Below are 15,473 nucleotides of genomic sequence, written 5' to 3' on the forward strand. Positions count from 1 at the left end.
ACCGCAAGATCGGCGCGGCAGGCACGTTGATTAGATCGTCCTGCATCAATAGATTGAGGGCGGGTGCCGCCGAGCTTCGGGAGAATGGATCATCGGCGGCTGACAGGTCCACCTCGAGCCGGGGCACGTCGGTCGTACGCACCGACCACTCGCTGTGGCGCACCGCCGCGCCGCGCCCAAGGGCAGGCTCTCGCGCTGCGCCGTTCACTGGCGCATGCCGCCGCGCCGCCTCCACCAAGCTCGATGGCAGAAGGACCCTTTCATGACGAATCTCCGCGCCCGCCGCACGTCGACCCTGCTGGTCGTCGCCGCGCTGGCCGCCGCCGCGACCACCACCGGAGCGGCCCTGCTCACCAGCCCAGCCGCAGCCGCCCAGGGCTGCCGGGTCGACTACACGCCCAACCAGTGGCCCGGCGGGTTCACCGCCACCGTCAAGGTCTCCCCGGGGGACACGGCCGTCTCCGGCTGGACCGTCACCTGGACGTACGCCGGGGACGAGCGTGTCACCAACGGCTGGAACGCCACGGTCAGCCAGTCCGGATCGACGGTTACCGCCCGCAACGCGTCGTACAACGGCAGCATCGCGGCCGGCGGTTCCACCGAGTTCGGGTTGCAGGGCACCTACGGCACCAGCGGTGGCGCCCCGACCGGGTTCAGCCTGAACGGCGTACCGTGCAACGGCGCCACGCCGCCACCCACCACGCCGCCCCCGACGACGCCTCCACCCACCACGCCTCCACCCACCACGCCACCGCCCACCACGCCACCGCCGACGACGCCACCGCCCACCACCGAGCCGCCGATCGGGTGTGCCGGCGCGGTGCTCTGCGACGGCTTCGAGAGCCAGACCGGCTCGACGCCCTCCGGCGACTGGGCCGTGGTGAGCCCGGACTGTTCCGGCACCGGTACGGCAACCATCGACACGACGACCGCCCACAGTGGCAGCCGGTCGGTCCGGATCAACGGCACCGCCGGCTACTGCAACCACGTCTTCATCAGGTCCACGAAGAACCTCGCCGGCGTGGGTAACGTCAGGTACGCCCGGGTCTGGGTCCGGCACACCACCGCCCAACCCACCGAGCACACCACGATGATGGCGATGGCCGATGCCGCCGACGGCAACAGGGACCTGCGGTTGGGTGGTCAGAACGGCGCGTTGCAGTGGAACCGCGCCTCCGACGACGCGACCCTGCCCGAGCAGAGCCCCGCCGGGGTGGCGCAGAGCCTGCCGCTGCCCACCAACCGGTGGACCTGTGTGGAGTTCATGGTCGACGGTGCCGCCGGTCAACTGCGTACCTGGGTGGACGGGACCGCCGTCCCCGGGCTGACCGCGGACGGCTCGCCGACGCACGACATCGACGGCCAGTGGTACAACCGCACCTGGCGGCCACAGCTCACCGACCTGAAGCTCGGCTGGGAGAGCTACGGCGGGGGAGCCGACACCCTCTGGTACGACGACGTCGCGATGGGGGCGAGCCGGATCGGCTGCTGACCCCTCGGAGGTGAGGACGGCGACCGCCGGCGATGCGGTCGGTCAAGGGTGTGGCCCAGCTCCGGGTCACACCCTTGACTGCGTCGGTGTCGGTCTGGCCGGGCTGGTCGGCGCGCCGCACCCCGCCTGTGCTGCCGCCGAGGTGGTGTTGGTATGTTTCCGCTCATGAAAACCATTGCCATTAAGGCGGGCCTGGGCCTGGGCCTGTGCCTGGTCCTGGCCGCCGCCGGGTGCTCCGACGGTGCCGCCATGTCGGCCGCTCAGGGGCCCCCGGCCACACCAGCCCACCTGACCAACTGCGGACTGCCGGTCAGCGTCTCGGCGCCACCCCAGCGGGCGATCGCACTGGAACAGAACGCCACCGAGATCATGCTCAGCCTCGGTCTCTCCGATCGGATGGCCGGAACCAGCTACCAGACCGACCCGGTGCTGCCGGACCTGCGCCCGGCGTACGAGAAGGTGCCGGTGCTGGCCAAGCTCTACCCGTCGCGGGAGGCGGTCCGGGCGGCGAACCCGGACTTCGTCTACTCGACCTACACCTCCGCGTACGCGCCGGACGCCGCTGGTTCGCGCGCCGACCTGGCCACGCTCGGCGTACCGGCGTACCTCTCCGAGTTCGCCTGCGAGAAGCCGGCGGACGCGACCCAGACGGTCACCTTCGACGGGCTCTTCGAGGAGATCCGCGACATCGCCGGCGTCTTCGGCGTCCCGGAGCGGGCCGACAAGCTGATCCACGACCAGCAGGCTCGCCTGGAGGCCGCCCGAGGTGCGACGCCGACAGCCGCGCCGGGCGACGGCCCGTCACTCCTCTGGTACTACTCCGGGACGAGCACCCCGTACGTGGCCGGGCACGGCGGGGTCCCAGACGCGATCAGCTCGCTGTTGGGCGTCCGAAACGCGTTCACCGATGTCAGCCAGAAGTGGCCCGCCGGCAACTGGGAGCAGATCGCCAAGCGCAACCCGGACGTGATCGTGCTGGCCGACCTGACCAGGGGCGGCGACGGCGACAGCGCCCAGTCGAAGATCGACTTCTTGCGCCGCAACCCGGTGACGTCGAAGCTGGACGCGGTGGTCGCCGGACGGTTCGTCACAGTGCCCGGCTCGTCGATGGACCCGTCGATCCGCAGCGTCCAGGCGGCGGAACTGGTCGGCGCCACCCTGCACGGGATGACTCGATGACCCCGCCGGCCGGCCCCGAGGTCGGCGCGCTGGACGAGCCGGCCGCCCGGCGCCTGCTCGAACTCTGGAACCAGCAGCAGTCCGCCTACGTCGCCCACCGTGACCTGCGGTTCGACGTCATGGTCGACGTACTGCGGCTGCACTGTCCGGACAACCCGGCGATCCTCGACCTGGCCTGCGGTCCCGGTGCGATCAGCGACCGGCTGCTGGCCCGGTTCCCCCGCGCCACCGCCATCGCTGTCGACTACGACCCGATCCTGCTACAGGTCGCCCGGCGGGCGTTGCACCGGTACACCGAACGCAACGAGGTCCACGACGTCGATCTGGTGGCCGACGGCTGGGAGGAGGCGCTGACCGGACGGCGGTTCGACGCCGTCCTGACCTCGACGGCACTGCAGTGGCTCTCGCCGGAACAACTGCTGCGGGTCTACACCACCGCAGCGCACCTACTGCCCGCCGGTGGCGTGCTGCTCAACGCCGACCACCTGCGCTACGACGAATCGTCGCCCACACTGCGCGACATCGCCGTTCGGCACGACGCGCAGACACAGCAGGAGACCTTCGCCGCCGGGGCGCTCACCTACTCCGCCTGGTACGCCGAGGCGACGCGACACCCGGAACTGGCCGGACTGGCGGCCGAGCGGGACCGACGGTTCGCCGACCGACCGCCGCAGGCCCTGGCCGCACTGGAATTCCACCTGGCTGCGCTTCGGGCGGCCGGCTTCGCCGAGGTCGGCACGGTCTGGCAGTACCTCGACGACTACGTGGTGTACGCCCGCCGATGAAGCTGCGAGCCACCCGATCCCTCGTCTCGACGAGCGGCCCGCCCGCAGCGACGGGACGGGGCTCGCCGCCCGCTCCCGGAGTTTCGAGAGTCAGCCGCTACATCCTGCCGTCCGCCCTGTTCCTGCTGCTGGTCACGATCGTGGCGGCGGTCAGTGTGGGCTCGGCCGATCTGCCTGTCGGCAGCGTTCTGCGCGCGGTGGCCAGCCACGTGGGCCTGCCGGTCCAGCCACTACCGGCGTTGCCGGACAGCATCGTGTGGGACCTCCGGTTGCCCCGGGTGCTGTTGGCCGCATTGGTCGGCGCCGGTCTCGCGGTATGCGGTGCGGTGCTCCAGGCGCTCACGCGCAATCCGCTTGCCGACCCGTTCCTGCTCGGTGTCTCCTCCGGCGCCTCCACCGGCGCGGTGGCGGTGCTGGTGCTCGGAGTGCGGATCGGCGTGGGGCCGGTCGACCTGACCACCGGCGCGTTCGTCGGCGGCATGGCCGCGTTCGGCGCGGTGCTGCTGCTGGCCGGCCGGCGGGCCGGCGAACCGACCCGGATCGTCCTCGCCGGGGTGGCCGTCTCGCAACTCTTCAGCGCGGTGACCAGCCTGATTGTGATCTCCGACGCACACACCCAGGACACCCGCAGCGTGACGTTCTGGCTGCTGGGCTCACTGACGGCGGCTTCCTGGGCGGCGGTGGCGCTGAGCGCGGCGGTTGTCGGCGTCGGCCTGCTGGTCTGCTGGGCCAATGCGACAGCACTTGACGCGTTCGCGTTCGGCACCGATGCCGCGCGCTCGCTCGGCTTCTCTCCCGGGCGTACCCGGCTGCTGCTCTTCACCGTCACCGCCCTGGTGGCAGCCGCGCTGGTCGCGTCGAGCGGCGCCATCGGCTTCGTCGGACTGACAGTGCCGCACGCCGTACGGTTCCTCTTCGGCTCGCGACATCGCACGTTGCTTCCCACCTGCGCGGTGGTCGGCGCGATCTTCCTGATCTGGGCGGACACCGTCGCGCGGACCGCCTTCGCGCCACAGGAACTGCCGGTGGGTGTGCTCACCGCGCTGCTCGGCGTGCCGGTGTTCGCGCTGGTCATGCGACGCCGGACCGGTACGCCGTGAGCGGGTGGCACACCACCGGCCGTCGGGTGGGCGGGGGTGATCCGCATTCGACGGGAGCATCGCCGGCGCGGCTGCACGCGGACGGGGTCGGGTGGGGCGTGGCCGGCGTACGGATCCTGGCCGAGGTGGCGCTCACCGTCGAACCGGGCGCCACGGTTGGGCTGCTCGGACCGAACGGCTCCGGCAAGTCGAGCCTGTTGCGACTGCTGGGCAGGTTGGCGCGACCCGACTCCGGGCGGGTGCTGCTCGACGACGTCAGGTTGGACGCGATACCCCACCATGCGCTGGCCCGGCGGATCGCGGTGGTCACACAACAGGTGGCCACCGATGTGGAGATGTCCGCACTGGAGGTCGTCCTGCTTGGTCGGACCCCGTACCGGCCACGTCTTGCCGGGGTCGGTGCCGCCGATCTGGACCTGGCGCGGGGTGCGCTCGCCGAGGCCGGCCTGGCCGGCTTCGAGCAGCGACGCTGGGCCAGCCTCTCCGGCGGCGAGCGGCAACGCGTGGACCTGGCCCGCGCTCTGGTGCAGGAACCGGATCTGCTGCTCCTCGACGAGCCCACGAACCATCTGGACATCCGGCACCAACTGGAGTTGCTGCGGTTCCTCGCCGGGTCGGCCAGCACGGTCGTGGTGACCCTGCACGACCTCAATCTGGCCGCGCAGTACTGCGACCGACTGGTGCTCCTGTGCGGCGGGCAGGTGGTCGCCGCCGGGACGCCCGCCGAGGTTCTCACCTCGGACCGGATTGCCCAGGTCTATCAGGTACACACGGAGGTCGACATCGCCGCCGACGGCCGGCCCCGGGTCTGGTACCGCGGCCAGTCGGGGCATCCGGATGACAGTGCGACCCTGGACACCGGGGCGCCCCGCTCCGTACCCGGCACGGGAGGATGACCCGACACTGTCCGGCCCGCGCGGTGGCCGAGGGCGGGAGCGCATCGCCGCGTCCGCTCTCGGCAGCCGTGCGTCCGGTATCGAGGAGAGGGCGACAATGGACCGCACGTTGGCCGAGATCCTGGACGCGGCGGCGCACGGGCACTTCCCGCCGCCCGACGGCGGGACCACAGTGGTCTCGCAGCCGAGCCACCGTGACGCCGGAGTCATCGCCTTCACCGCGCACTCGGTGGTGTTCACCGACGAGGACCCGCAGTGGGTGCGGCGTACGCTTGCCAGCGTCGACTGCGACCCCCTGGCGGCCACGATGAACCCGCGTTTCCTGGGTGCACTGCTCGACCGCACCCGGCGCAGGACGGACACGATCGACCTGCTGACCGTCGCAAGCCCTCTCACCGGGCCGCCGCCACTGCGGATGATCGCGCTTGTGGATGCCGACCATCCCCGTGAGGTCAGGGCCCGTCGTCGCCGTGACGAGGTCCGCGTCTGGGCCGCCGACGGCGGGGTGGTCGTCCTCGGCCGAGGGGTGGCCGGCCGTTGGGAGGCGGCGATCGAGGTCGACGACGAGCGTCGCCGCCGGGGCCTGGGGCGGGCACTGGCGACGGCCGCCCGACACCTGGTGCCCGACGGCCAGCCGGTCTGGGCCCAGCAGGCCGCCGGCAACGCGCGCAGCGTGCGGGCGTTCCAGGCGGCGGGTTTTCGACCCGTGGGCGCCGAAGCGCTGCTCCTCGCGACGTAGACACTGCGCCGGACGGGCCACTGTGGGCCGAACCGTGATCAGCGGGATGGTTTCCGCGATCACTCGCGGGGGCATCCCGGCGGACGAAGGCAACCGCCCTCTACCCCCTGATCGAGGAGACCACCATGTCGGCCCAGGCATTTCTCTACGTCGTCGCCGTCATCCTGATCGTGCTCGCCGCCCTGCCGCTGCCCACGAGGGGTGTCTCGCTCGCGCTTCTGGGTGCCGCCTGCGCTCTGCTCGCCTACGCCTGGCCGGTGATCACCGAGTGACCTCCGCGTGAGTCGTCCGGTGGCCGGCAGCCCGAGCACGCTCGCGCTGCCGGCCACCGACCGTCAGCCTGTTGCCCTCACGGAGCCGGGCTTCGCCGTCGCTGGCGATATGCGGCGGCCTTGGCGCGGTCGCCGCAGCCACGCATGCCGCACCAGCGCCGCCGCGCGCCGCGCGACCTGTCGACGAACGCTCGGGTGCAATGCTCGTCGGCGCACCATCGGAGGGCCAGCCGGTCGTCGCTGGCGTGCAACTCCAGGCAGTCACGCGCGAGGAGTGCCAGGACGGCGGACAGGTCGCCATCGCGGTGTACACCGTCGACCTCGAGACGCAGCGCGGGTAACGGACCCGCCGCGGCCCGGTTGACCAGTTCGCGGTCTGCCGCCACTGCCTCGGTGTCGTCGATCAGCGCTTGAACCAGGCGGAACATTGTCTCGCGAAGCGCCCTCGCGTGCCGCAGGCCGGCGTCGTCCACGGAGGGCGGTCGCTCGACGATGCCGGCTTGTACGGCCCAGTCAGCGACATCTGTCGGGGTGGTCAGCTGCTCGACGTCAGCATTGTCGACAGGTCACGGCGGCCAGCAGCCGTGCTCGCGGGCGCGATCATCGTCTTCGCCGGCACCCTCGCCGCTTCGGTCGCACTGCTCGGTCATGCGCCGCTGTGGCCGAGCTACCTCGTCCTCGTGGTGGCGGGGTGCTGCGGACCGGCGGTGACCGGCGGGCTGACCAGTCGACTGGCCGCGCTGTCCAGCCCTGGGCAGGAGGCTCGCGTCTTCGCACTGGACTCGTTGTCCTGCAACGTCGCCGCCATGCTTGGACCGGCGACGGTGGGGCTGGTGGCGGCGGTGAGCCCGAGCGGCGCCATCCTGGTGCTCGCGGTGGCCGCCGGGCTCGGTGCCCTCGGTGTCGCATCCCTTCGCCTGCGGGCCTCGGAAGCCGCAGCGACGCAGACCGGAGCGGCGGGCCTGTTCCAGGGCGCCCGAGCGATCGCGGGGAGATCGGCTCTGCGAACGATCACCCTCGCTACCACTTTCGGTCAGCTGGGCCTTGGTGGTCTGGCCGTCGTCGTGGTCGCACACGAACCCACCCGAGCGGGGTTGCTCCTCAGCGTGACGGCGGGTGGCGCGTTCGTGGGATCGCTGCTCTGGGCGTGGCGGCCACCGCCAGCCTCTTACGCGCCCCGCGTGACGGTCTGGGTCATGGCCGCAGTCGGCCTACCTCTCGCGCTTGCCGCCGCTGTGCCCTCCCTACCGCTGACCGCAGCGCTGTTCGCGCTGTCGGGCCTCCTCACCGGACCGTTCGCCGCAGCGCTGTTCCTGGCAAGGAATCAGCTGGCCGACGAGGGGATCCGTACGCAGGTCTTCACCGTCGGCGCCGGACTGAAGGTGGGCGCCTCGGCGGTCGGCGCCGGTCTCCTGGGCCTCGCCGCCCACCTGCCGGCGAGCACTCAACTGCTGGTGGTTGCTGCCTTCCCGATTGTCGCGGGGGTCGCGGGCGGCGTACTGCTGCGGCGCCGCGCGTATTCCGGTGCGAGCGCCCGCATCGGCGCTTGCTGAGTTTCCTTCACAAGCGTAGGAAGAACACCACCCGTCGATCCGCCGTCCAGCGTCGAAGGAGATGCGTGTGACCACCCCCAGAGGGCTCCGTCTCGCCGTGTCAGTGCTGGTGACCGCAGGTGCCGTCCTGCTCGGCACGGCGGCCCCCGCCGCACCACCGACGACTCCCGGACCGGCCGGCAACCCGTCCTGCGACCCCATCGACCCGACCGCCTGCCTGCTGCCGTTCCCGAACGACTACTTCACCGTGCCGGACCGGAGCAGCCCCACCGGCAAGCGGGTCCGCTTCGCGGCCGCCGCGATGCCCGCAAACGTGCAGGGCACCCCGATCGACCCGACGGAGTGGAACCGTCAGGACGGGTTCAGTCCGGGCTCGCCGATCCTGGTGCGCGTACCCGGCCTCAATGCCGCGGCGACCGGGATCGCACCGGTCACCGACATCGGCCGCTCGCTGGCGCCGGACGCGCCGATCGTGCTGCTCGACACCCGGACCGGGAAGCGCACCCCGTACTGGGCCGAGTTGGACGCGCACGCCGCCGGCCAGCCCGACCGGCAGCTGCTGATCATCCGGCCGGCGGTGGCGCTGACCGAGGGTGCCCGCTACGTCGTCGGGCTGCGCGGGCTGCGGGACGGAAGCGGGGCGGTGATCCCGGCGCCGAAGGCGTTCACGGCATATCTGACAGGTGCCGGCTTCAAGCAGCGGGACGCTCGGGGGCCGCAACTGAGGCGGATCGCCGCCGAGCTGAGCCGGGCCGGCGTCGACAGGCACGGCCTCTACCTGGCGTGGGACTTCACGGTGGCCAGCCGGCACGGGCTGACCGGGCGGATGCTCGCGGTCCGCGACGGCGCGTTCGCCGCCCTCGGCCGGGCCGCGCCGCCGGTCACCGTCACCCAGGTGACCGACTACTCACCCGCGCAGGACCCGCTGATCTCCCGGCAGGTGACCGGCACCATCGGCGTACCGTCCTATCTCACCGGTGACGGCGGGCCCGGCTCCCGAATGCACTACGGGCCGGCCGGCGGCACCGGGGCGCCGCCCACGGCGAACGCCCTGCCCACGCCCTCCGGTACGACGGTGGCGGCGGACTTCGTCTGCAACATCCCACGCAGTGCCTCCGCCACGAAGCCGGCACACCTCTCGCTCTACGGCCACGGGCTCCTCGGCCGACCAACCGAGATCAACGCCGGCAACGTCAAGACGATGTCGAACACCCACAACTTCACCTTCTGCGCGACCAGCTGGATCGGCATGGCGGCCGCCGACGTTCCCTTTGTGGCCGGAGCGTTCACCGACCTCAGCGTCTTCCCGGCGGTGGCGGACCGGTTGCAGCAGAGCTTCCTGAACTTCCTCTTCCTGGGCCGCGCGATGATCCACCCGGCCGGGTTCGCCGCTCAGCCCGCGTTCCGGGAGACCGTCACCGCCCGGCCGCTGATCGACCGCGCTGGTGGGCTGCACTACGACGGCAACAGTCAGGGCGGCATCAACGGGGGTGCGCTCACCGCAATCGCCCAGGACTGGACCCGATCGGTCCTCGGCGTACCGGCGATGAACTACTCCACGCTGCTGCAACGCAGCGTGGACTTCGCACCGTTCCAGGCCGTACTCGACGGCTACTACCCGGACAAGGTCGACCAACAGCTGATCCTGGCGCTGCTGCAGATGTTGTGGGACCGCTCCGAGGCCAACGGCTACGCCCAGCACATGACCGACCGACCGCTACCGCGCACCCCGGCGCACCGGGTGCTGATGCACGTGGCCTTCGGCGACCAGCAGGTGTCTCCCGCCGCGGCGGAGGTGCAGGCGCGCACCATCGGCGCTCGCCTGCACACTCCCGCGCTCGCGGACGGCTGGTCACTCGACGTGCGGCCGTACTGGGGCATCCCGCCGATCCGCCGCTACCCGTACACCGGCTCGGCGATGGTGGTCTGGAACAGCGGGGAGGCATCCGCGCCACCGCCGACCAACCTCGCCCCGGCCGGGCCGGAGTTCGGCGACGATCCGCACGAGTTCCCCCGCGCCCAGGCCGCAGCCCAGAGACAGAAGGCGGTCTTCCTGCTCACCGGCACGGTCGTCGACGTCTGCGCGGGCAAACCCTGCTCCTGACGCTGTGCCCGCCGGGACCACCATCCCGGCGGGCCGGCGCGTCCGCTACGGCCGCGGCGTCATCCCCGCCAGAAGGGCCTTGAGTACGGGCTCGACGTACTCATGCGTCAGCGGCTCCTGCAGGATGAGGAACTGGAAGTAGAGCGGGCCGGACAGGATCGCCATGGCCACGTCGAGGTCGAAGTCGGGTGAGATCTGCCCCTGCTGCTGGGCTCTGCGCAGTCGGGCAACGGTCCGGTCCGCCTGGGGGCGGATGAAGCGTTCGTTGAGCGCGGCGGCGACCGACGGGTCGTGCTGGGCCTCGCCCACCAGGGCCCGGTAGAGGGGACCCAGCGGTGGCCGACCCAGGAGGTCGACGGCCGCGTGGATCTGATGGCGTAGGTCGGCCACGACGTTGCCGGTGTCGGGGTAGTCCAGCGCGGGTTCGCCGGAGGTGAGGACCGCGTCCAGGAACAGGGCGCCCTTGGACGGCCAGCGCCGGTAGATCGTGTGCTTGCCGACGCCCGAGCGGGCCGCGACTCCCTCGATGCTGAGTTTGGCGTAGCCAACCTCCTGCGCCAGCTCGACCGTCGTGCGCATGATCGCTTGAGTCCGGTCGGTGGCTCTGGTGCGGCGGTTGTCGCTCATGCCGCCACTGTGCGTCGCCATGAGCCACCTGGGCGTACCCGGCGAATATCCCGACCCGGCTCCGTTCTGGGACGTGATGCCCCGCTCCATCGGACCGGCGGGCAGGGTCATCGTCTCCGCCGGCGACATGGCCCGCTTCGCCCGGATGCACCTCGACGACGGTCTCGCCCACGACGGCACCCGTGTGCTGTCCACCGACGCTGCCGACGTCATGCGACGGCGCGAGGTCGACGTGCCGGACAAGTGGACGGTGAGCGCGGACGGGTGGGGTCTGGGCTGGACGCTCTACGACTGGGACGGCATCCCCGGCTACGGCCACGACGGCGCGGCCATCGGGCAGTACGCCTACCTGCGTGTCGTCCCGCACGCGAAGCTCGCCCTGGTCCTGATGACCAACGGCGGTGCCGCCCGGCTGCTCTACGCCGACCTGTTCCGCGACCTGCTCGCCGAGTTCGCCGACGTGACCATGCCCGCGCCGTTCGCCCCGGCTGCCGTACCACCCACGGTCGACCTCGCACCACTGCTCGGCACGTACCGGCGCGAGGGCGTCGTCCTCACCGTCTCCCGCGCTGCCGACGACTCGCCGCACCTGCGGTACGAGTTCGTCGACGACATGGCGCACATGTCACCGCCCCTGGAGATGGACCTGGAACCCGTCACGGCAACGGTCTTCGCCGCTTCCGGTGCGGGACCATCGTTCAGCGAGGACTACATGCCGGTGGTCTTCTCCACCCTCGCCAACGGCACGCAGGTCTGTTACGTGGGGATGCGCGCCACCCCCAAGGTCGCCTGACAGCCCACGATCGGCACGGAATCGCCGATGCACCACATTGATCGGGGTCGCGGCCCGTTCGGTACCCTCTGACACGCTCTGACAACGCCTGACGACGTCGTCTGACAGGGGAGAGTCATGAAGGACCAGCGTGCCGCCGCCGAGTCGATTCAGGACAGACAGGCCGCCGAGAGGTTCGCCGAGCAGCTACGAATACTGCGGACCAGCGTAGGCGACCCGTCGTTCCGCAAGATGGCCGGTCGGTCGGGTCGGATCTCGCACACCACGCTGCACGAGGCCGCCGCTGGGACCAGGTTCCCCTCCTGGGAGACCGTCCGGGAGTTCGTCCGGGCCTGCGAGGCGGACGAGGTCCAGTGGCGGAGCCGATGGGAGGCCGCGCAGCTCCCCGCGACCTCGCCCGAGGAGCAGGGCGTGCGGCCGACCCCCGGCTCCCCGCAGAGTGACGAGGAGGTGGTGGGTGCGCGGCGGCACCGGCTGCCGTCGCTCGCCGCGGCCGCGGTGGTGCTGGTGGTGGCGATGGTCGCCGTCCTGGGCGTGATCGTCCGTGGCCGATCGTCCCAGGGCGACTCCGGCGCGGTGGCGGCGTCGACGTCACCGTCAGCGTTCTCGGACTCGCTCATCGCGGGCGACTCGAGCAAGTTCGTCGCCGACGTCACCATCCCCGATGGCACGCGGGTACGGGTGAACTCCCAGTTCGTGAAGGTGTGGGCCCTCAAGAACGTGGGGAAGGTCGCCTGGCACAACCGTTTCCTCGCGCGGACCAACCCCACGGCGGACGCCGACGGGTGCCAGGTGCCGGACCGGGTGGCGATCGGTGACACACCACCTGACGAGCAGGTGATGATCAGTGTCGAGGTCACCGCGCCGAGCCGTCCCGGGAAGTGCTGGGTCAGCTGGAAGATGGTCGACGAGAACGGGCAGGAGTACTTCCCCACCCGCCGGCCGGTGTACTTCATGGTCACCGTCACCGCCTGAGTGCCCGCGCCGGTCCCGTCGAGAGATGCCAGAGTGCGAACGCCCGCTGTCAGACCCGGCTGTCACCAAAGCTGACAACACCACATCAGCCGAGGTCAGTGACGGTCCGACGGATCTGACAGGACGCAGGGGTACCGAACACCAGGCCGATTCTCGCAAGGTGATGTCCGTTCCGAACGACTCACCACCTGCGAGGAGGATCGACCTTGCGTCGTCCCTGGTTACCCGTCGGGCTCGCCGCGCTCTGCGTGGCCGTCGGCGTACCGGCCCACGCGTGGGCCGCGACATCCGGCGCCACAGCGCAGCGAACCGTCACCACGGCCGCGCGGCCGGTCGTGGACATGGAAGCCACCGTCCTGGCCGCCCAGATCGACCCCCGCCGCGCCGACAACACACTGACCCCCGGCGCGAAGGACTCCGTGCTCGCCGTCGAGCAGGCGCTCCAGTCGCAGGGCCTGCTGAACGCGCAGTGGGTCGACGGCTACTTCGGCACCGTCACCGTCTCGGCGTACGCGGCGTACCAACGCTCGCTCGGCTACACCGGGCTGGCAGCCAACGGATTGCCCGGCACGACGTCGCTGACGAAGCTCGGGTCGAACCGCTACAGCGTCGGCAACACGATCGGGCCGGGCGCGAAGGTCCCGCGTGACGGGTACGTCGTCAACGCCCGTACCCAGGCCATGCTGGCCGAGGCGCAGCGGCTGCTCGGCTACTCCCTGGTGCTCGACCAGGGCTCCTACAACCCCGGGGGCGACCCCACCTCGGCCGGTACGCACGACGGCGGGGGTGTGGTGGACATCGCGGTCACCGGCATGACCGCTACCAGGCGCACCGCGGTCGCCCGTGCCCTACGCCAGGTCGGCTTCGCCGCCTGGGTCCGCAACCCGAACCAGGGCGACTGGCCGTGGCACATCCACGCCACGGCGATCAACGACACGGACCTGTCCAGCCAGGCGCAGCACCAGGTCGGCGACTACTACCTCGGCATGAACGGCCTGGCCAACCAGGGACCGGACGACGGCCCCCGGGTCTCGATCAAGACCTGGGAGCAGTACCAGCGCGGGCAGTGACCCGCACCCCCTCACCCTTCGGAAAGGACACCATGAACATCCGCAAGAGCCTCGCCGCTGCCGGCGTCGCGCTGGCCGCGACCACCTCGATCCTCAGCGTCGCATCGCCCGCGTCAGCGGCGGCCCGAGACGGGGTCTGCGACAGCGGCGAGTTCTGCTACTACTACAACAGCGACAACGCCGGATCGGTCTCGGACTTCACCGGCTCGCTCGACGACTACGGCACCGAGCAGCCCTCGTGCTACGACTTCAAGGGCGCTGGCGCCGGCAAGGGCCTGTGCATCAAGAACGAGGCCGCCTCGGTCTGGAACCGCAGCACCAAGACGGTTCGCGTCTACTACAACAGCGGCTACGCCGGTTCCTACCAGGACTTCGCGGCCGGCGCGAAGGGAAACCTCAACGCCACGCTGAAGAACAACAACGCCTCGCACCAGTTCTCCCCGTCGACGCGCACGAACCTGTCGTACGCCCTGTACCAGGCCAGCGGCGGCGCGGTCACGTGCGGCTTCGACGGTTACACCACCACGCCCGGCCGGCACGAGGGCATCGACATCGCCCGCAGCGTCGGTTCGGACGTTCGCGCCCTGGTCTCCGGAACGGTCACCTACGTCGCGCGGGGCACCACCGGCAGCGGCGGCCTGTCCACGATCTCCGTCTACAACTCCTCGCTCAACAAGACGGTGATCTACCTGCACACCGCGCCGAAGTCCGGGGTGGGCGTGGGCGACGCCATCAGCAAGGGCGAGATCATCGCCGACGAGTCGTGGCACGGGGTGTCCTCCAGTTCGGGCGCGCACACCCACGTCGAGGTCCGGGCCGGCCGGCAGACCCATGCGGCCGTCAGCGTCGGCGATCCCACCCTGGACAACGCCGACCCGACCGCGTTCTGGAACGCCCAGGGCTACAACGAGAGGTAGGACGCCGTGAGTGTTCGCAAGGGCCTCGCCGTCTTCGGCGCCGTCCTCGCCATGTCCACCTCGATCCTGAGTGTCGCCTCGCCCGCAGCGGCGGCCGAACGGGACGGAACCTGCGACAGTGGCGAGTTCTGCTACTACTACAACAGCAACCAGGCCGGCTCGGTCTCCGACTTCACCGACTCACTCGACGACTACGGAACGACCCAACCGACCTGTTACGACTTCAAGGGCGCCGGCAGCGGCAAGGGCCTGTGCGTGAAGAACAACGCCGCGTCGGTGTGGAACCGGACCGGCAAGACGGTGCGGGTCTACTTCAACAGCAACTTCGCCGGTGCCTACCAGGACTTCGCGGCCGGCGCGAAGGGGAACCTCAACGCCACGCTGAAGAACAACAACGCCTCGCACGAGCTGGTGAGCGGGTCGACGGGCTGTAGCACCGACGGCACCAACAGCAAACTGCCGAGCACCATCCTCGTCTACCGGGTCGGTCTCGGGCGAGTCGATCGGGTCGACTTCAAGACGTACGTCAAGAACGTCCTCCCGAACGAGTGGATCACGAGCTGGCCGGCCGCCTCGCTCGACGCCGGTGCGATGGCCGTCAAGAGCTACGCCTGGTACTGGGCGTTGCACTCGACCCGGAAGACGCCCGGCGGACAGTGCTACGACGTCCGTGACGACACCGGCGACCAGGTCTACCGGCCGTCGTCGGCGCAGTCGTCGACATCCGCCGCGGTGGACCGGACGTGGTCGGCCCGGATGACCCGGAGCGGCAACATCCTACGGGCGCACTACTGTGCGACGACCACCGCGTGCGGTGGCTGGGTGGACGGCGACTGGCTGTCGCAGTACGGCTCGCGTGACCTTGCGAACGCGGGCAAGAACTACCAGGCGATCCTTCGCTACTACTACAGCGACATCGCCCTCTCCTGAGGTCACGCACCAACCGCGCCGCCCGCCGCAGATCCGCGGCG

The 15,473-nt window shown here is 70.8% G+C and carries 16 protein-coding genes; 14 read left to right on the forward strand and 2 right to left on the reverse strand.

The window, feature by feature from the left end; all coding sequences use genetic code 11:
• Positions 1–262 precede the first annotated feature (262 nt).
• The 7 genes from ACWER9_RS12970 (at position 263) to ACWER9_RS13000 (ending at position 6,463) form a co-directional block, all read left to right on the forward strand.
• Positions 263–1,492 (forward strand): cellulose-binding domain-containing protein, encoded by a 1,230-nt coding sequence (locus ACWER9_RS12970; protein WP_452302012.1) that lies wholly within the window; start codon positions 263–265, stop codon positions 1,490–1,492.
• 165 nt (positions 1,493–1,657) lie between these two features.
• Positions 1,658–2,671 carry an ABC transporter substrate-binding protein gene (locus ACWER9_RS12975; RefSeq protein ID WP_452302013.1) on the forward strand — a complete coding sequence of 338 codons (1,014 nt, stop codon included), beginning with the start codon at positions 1,658–1,660 and terminating at the stop codon, positions 2,669–2,671.
• Positions 2,668–3,456 carry a class I SAM-dependent methyltransferase gene (locus ACWER9_RS12980; RefSeq protein WP_452302014.1) on the forward strand — a complete coding sequence of 263 codons (789 nt, stop codon included), beginning with the start codon at positions 2,668–2,670 and terminating at the stop codon, positions 3,454–3,456. Before ACWER9_RS12975 ends, ACWER9_RS12980 begins: the two co-directional genes overlap by 4 nt.
• Complete coding sequence (locus tag ACWER9_RS12985) at positions 3,453–4,556, forward strand: FecCD family ABC transporter permease (RefSeq protein WP_452302015.1); 1,104 nt, start codon at positions 3,453–3,455, stop codon at positions 4,554–4,556. The genes ACWER9_RS12980 and ACWER9_RS12985 overlap by 4 nt, the downstream gene beginning before the upstream one ends.
• Positions 4,553–5,452, forward strand: coding sequence for an ABC transporter ATP-binding protein (locus ACWER9_RS12990; protein ID WP_452302016.1), 900 nt, complete (start codon positions 4,553–4,555; stop codon positions 5,450–5,452). Before ACWER9_RS12985 ends, ACWER9_RS12990 begins: the two co-directional genes overlap by 4 nt.
• A 97-nt stretch (positions 5,453–5,549) precedes the next feature.
• Positions 5,550–6,191: a GNAT family N-acetyltransferase gene (locus tag ACWER9_RS12995; RefSeq protein ID WP_452302017.1), complete on the forward strand. Its 642-nt coding sequence runs from the start codon at positions 5,550–5,552 to the stop codon at positions 6,189–6,191.
• 125 nt (positions 6,192–6,316) lie between these two features.
• Positions 6,317–6,463: a hypothetical protein gene (locus ACWER9_RS13000; RefSeq protein ID WP_452302018.1), complete on the forward strand. Its 147-nt coding sequence runs from the start codon at positions 6,317–6,319 to the stop codon at positions 6,461–6,463.
• A 77-nt stretch (positions 6,464–6,540) separates the two neighbouring features.
• On the opposite strand, the gene ACWER9_RS13005 is transcribed toward ACWER9_RS13000, so the two are convergent.
• The gene (locus tag ACWER9_RS13005) at positions 6,541–7,002 is read right to left on the reverse strand and encodes a CGNR zinc finger domain-containing protein (RefSeq protein ID WP_452302028.1); all 462 of its coding nucleotides are present in this window, start codon (positions 7,000–7,002) and stop codon (positions 6,541–6,543) included.
• On the opposite strand from ACWER9_RS13005, the gene ACWER9_RS13010 reads away from it, so the two are divergent.
• Both ACWER9_RS13010 and ACWER9_RS13015 read left to right on the forward strand, forming a co-directional pair.
• The gene (locus ACWER9_RS13010; protein ID WP_452302019.1) at positions 6,964–8,016 is read left to right on the forward strand and encodes a hypothetical protein; all 1,053 of its coding nucleotides are present in this window, start codon (positions 6,964–6,966) and stop codon (positions 8,014–8,016) included. The genes ACWER9_RS13005 and ACWER9_RS13010 overlap by 39 nt on opposite strands.
• Positions 8,017–8,077: 61 nt before the next feature.
• A complete protein-coding gene (locus tag ACWER9_RS13015) occupies positions 8,078–10,120 on the forward strand; it encodes a hypothetical protein (RefSeq protein WP_452302020.1) in 2,043 nt (680 codons plus the stop codon).
• A gap of 45 nt (positions 10,121–10,165) precedes the next feature.
• Here the strand turns inward: ACWER9_RS13015 and ACWER9_RS13020 are convergent, their stop codons facing one another.
• Positions 10,166–10,747, reverse strand: a complete 582-nt coding sequence (locus tag ACWER9_RS13020; RefSeq protein ID WP_452302021.1) for a TetR/AcrR family transcriptional regulator — start codon at positions 10,745–10,747, stop codon at positions 10,166–10,168.
• A 19-nt stretch (positions 10,748–10,766) separates the two neighbouring features.
• Here ACWER9_RS13020 and ACWER9_RS13025 point away from each other — a divergent pair, with 19 nt between their 5' ends.
• The 5 genes from ACWER9_RS13025 to ACWER9_RS13045 all read left to right on the forward strand — a co-directional run bounded on the left by ACWER9_RS13025 (position 10,767) and on the right by ACWER9_RS13045 (position 15,432).
• Positions 10,767–11,540, forward strand: a complete 774-nt coding sequence (locus ACWER9_RS13025; RefSeq protein WP_452302022.1) for a serine hydrolase domain-containing protein — start codon at positions 10,767–10,769, stop codon at positions 11,538–11,540.
• Between the two features lie 117 nt (positions 11,541–11,657).
• Positions 11,658–12,515 carry an NBR1-Ig-like domain-containing protein gene (locus tag ACWER9_RS13030; RefSeq protein WP_452302023.1) on the forward strand — a complete coding sequence of 286 codons (858 nt, stop codon included), beginning with the start codon at positions 11,658–11,660 and terminating at the stop codon, positions 12,513–12,515.
• A gap of 206 nt (positions 12,516–12,721) precedes the next feature.
• Positions 12,722–13,585, forward strand: a complete 864-nt coding sequence (locus tag ACWER9_RS13035) for a peptidoglycan-binding domain-containing protein (protein ID WP_452302024.1) — start codon at positions 12,722–12,724, stop codon at positions 13,583–13,585.
• Positions 13,582–14,502 (forward strand): peptidase inhibitor family I36 protein, encoded by a 921-nt coding sequence (locus tag ACWER9_RS13040; RefSeq protein ID WP_452302025.1) that lies wholly within the window; start codon positions 13,582–13,584, stop codon positions 14,500–14,502. The genes ACWER9_RS13035 and ACWER9_RS13040 overlap by 4 nt, the downstream gene beginning before the upstream one ends.
• A gap of 6 nt (positions 14,503–14,508) precedes the next feature.
• Positions 14,509–15,432: a SpoIID/LytB domain-containing protein gene (locus tag ACWER9_RS13045; protein WP_452302026.1), complete on the forward strand. Its 924-nt coding sequence runs from the start codon at positions 14,509–14,511 to the stop codon at positions 15,430–15,432.
• Positions 15,433–15,473: the final 41 nt, after the last annotated feature.

The sequence above is a fragment of the Micromonospora sp. NPDC003944 genome, from assembly GCF_053605225.1.

Excerpts from the sequence above, each read along its gene's own strand:
- ACWER9_RS12985 (WP_452302015.1), top strand. The coding sequence starts at position 3,453 with ATGAAGCTGCGAGCCACCCGATCCCTCGTCTCGACGAGCGGCCCGCCC.
- ACWER9_RS12975 (WP_452302013.1), top strand. The coding sequence starts at position 1,658 with ATGAAAACCATTGCCATTAAGGCGGGCCTGGGCCTGGGCCTGTGCCTG.
- ACWER9_RS12980 (WP_452302014.1), top strand. The coding sequence starts at position 2,668 with ATGACCCCGCCGGCCGGCCCCGAGGTCGGCGCGCTGGACGAGCCGGCC.
- ACWER9_RS13015 (WP_452302020.1), top strand. The coding sequence starts at position 8,078 with ATGCGTGTGACCACCCCCAGAGGGCTCCGTCTCGCCGTGTCAGTGCTG.
- ACWER9_RS13000 (WP_452302018.1), top strand. The coding sequence starts at position 6,317 with ATGTCGGCCCAGGCATTTCTCTACGTCGTCGCCGTCATCCTGATCGTG.
- ACWER9_RS13020 (WP_452302021.1), bottom strand. The coding sequence starts at position 10,747 with ATGAGCGACAACCGCCGCACCAGAGCCACCGACCGGACTCAAGCGATC.
- ACWER9_RS12970 (WP_452302012.1), top strand. The coding sequence starts at position 263 with ATGACGAATCTCCGCGCCCGCCGCACGTCGACCCTGCTGGTCGTCGCC.
- ACWER9_RS13030 (WP_452302023.1), top strand. The coding sequence starts at position 11,658 with ATGAAGGACCAGCGTGCCGCCGCCGAGTCGATTCAGGACAGACAGGCC.
- ACWER9_RS13025 (WP_452302022.1), top strand. The coding sequence starts at position 10,767 with ATGAGCCACCTGGGCGTACCCGGCGAATATCCCGACCCGGCTCCGTTC.
- ACWER9_RS12995 (WP_452302017.1), top strand. The coding sequence starts at position 5,550 with ATGGACCGCACGTTGGCCGAGATCCTGGACGCGGCGGCGCACGGGCAC.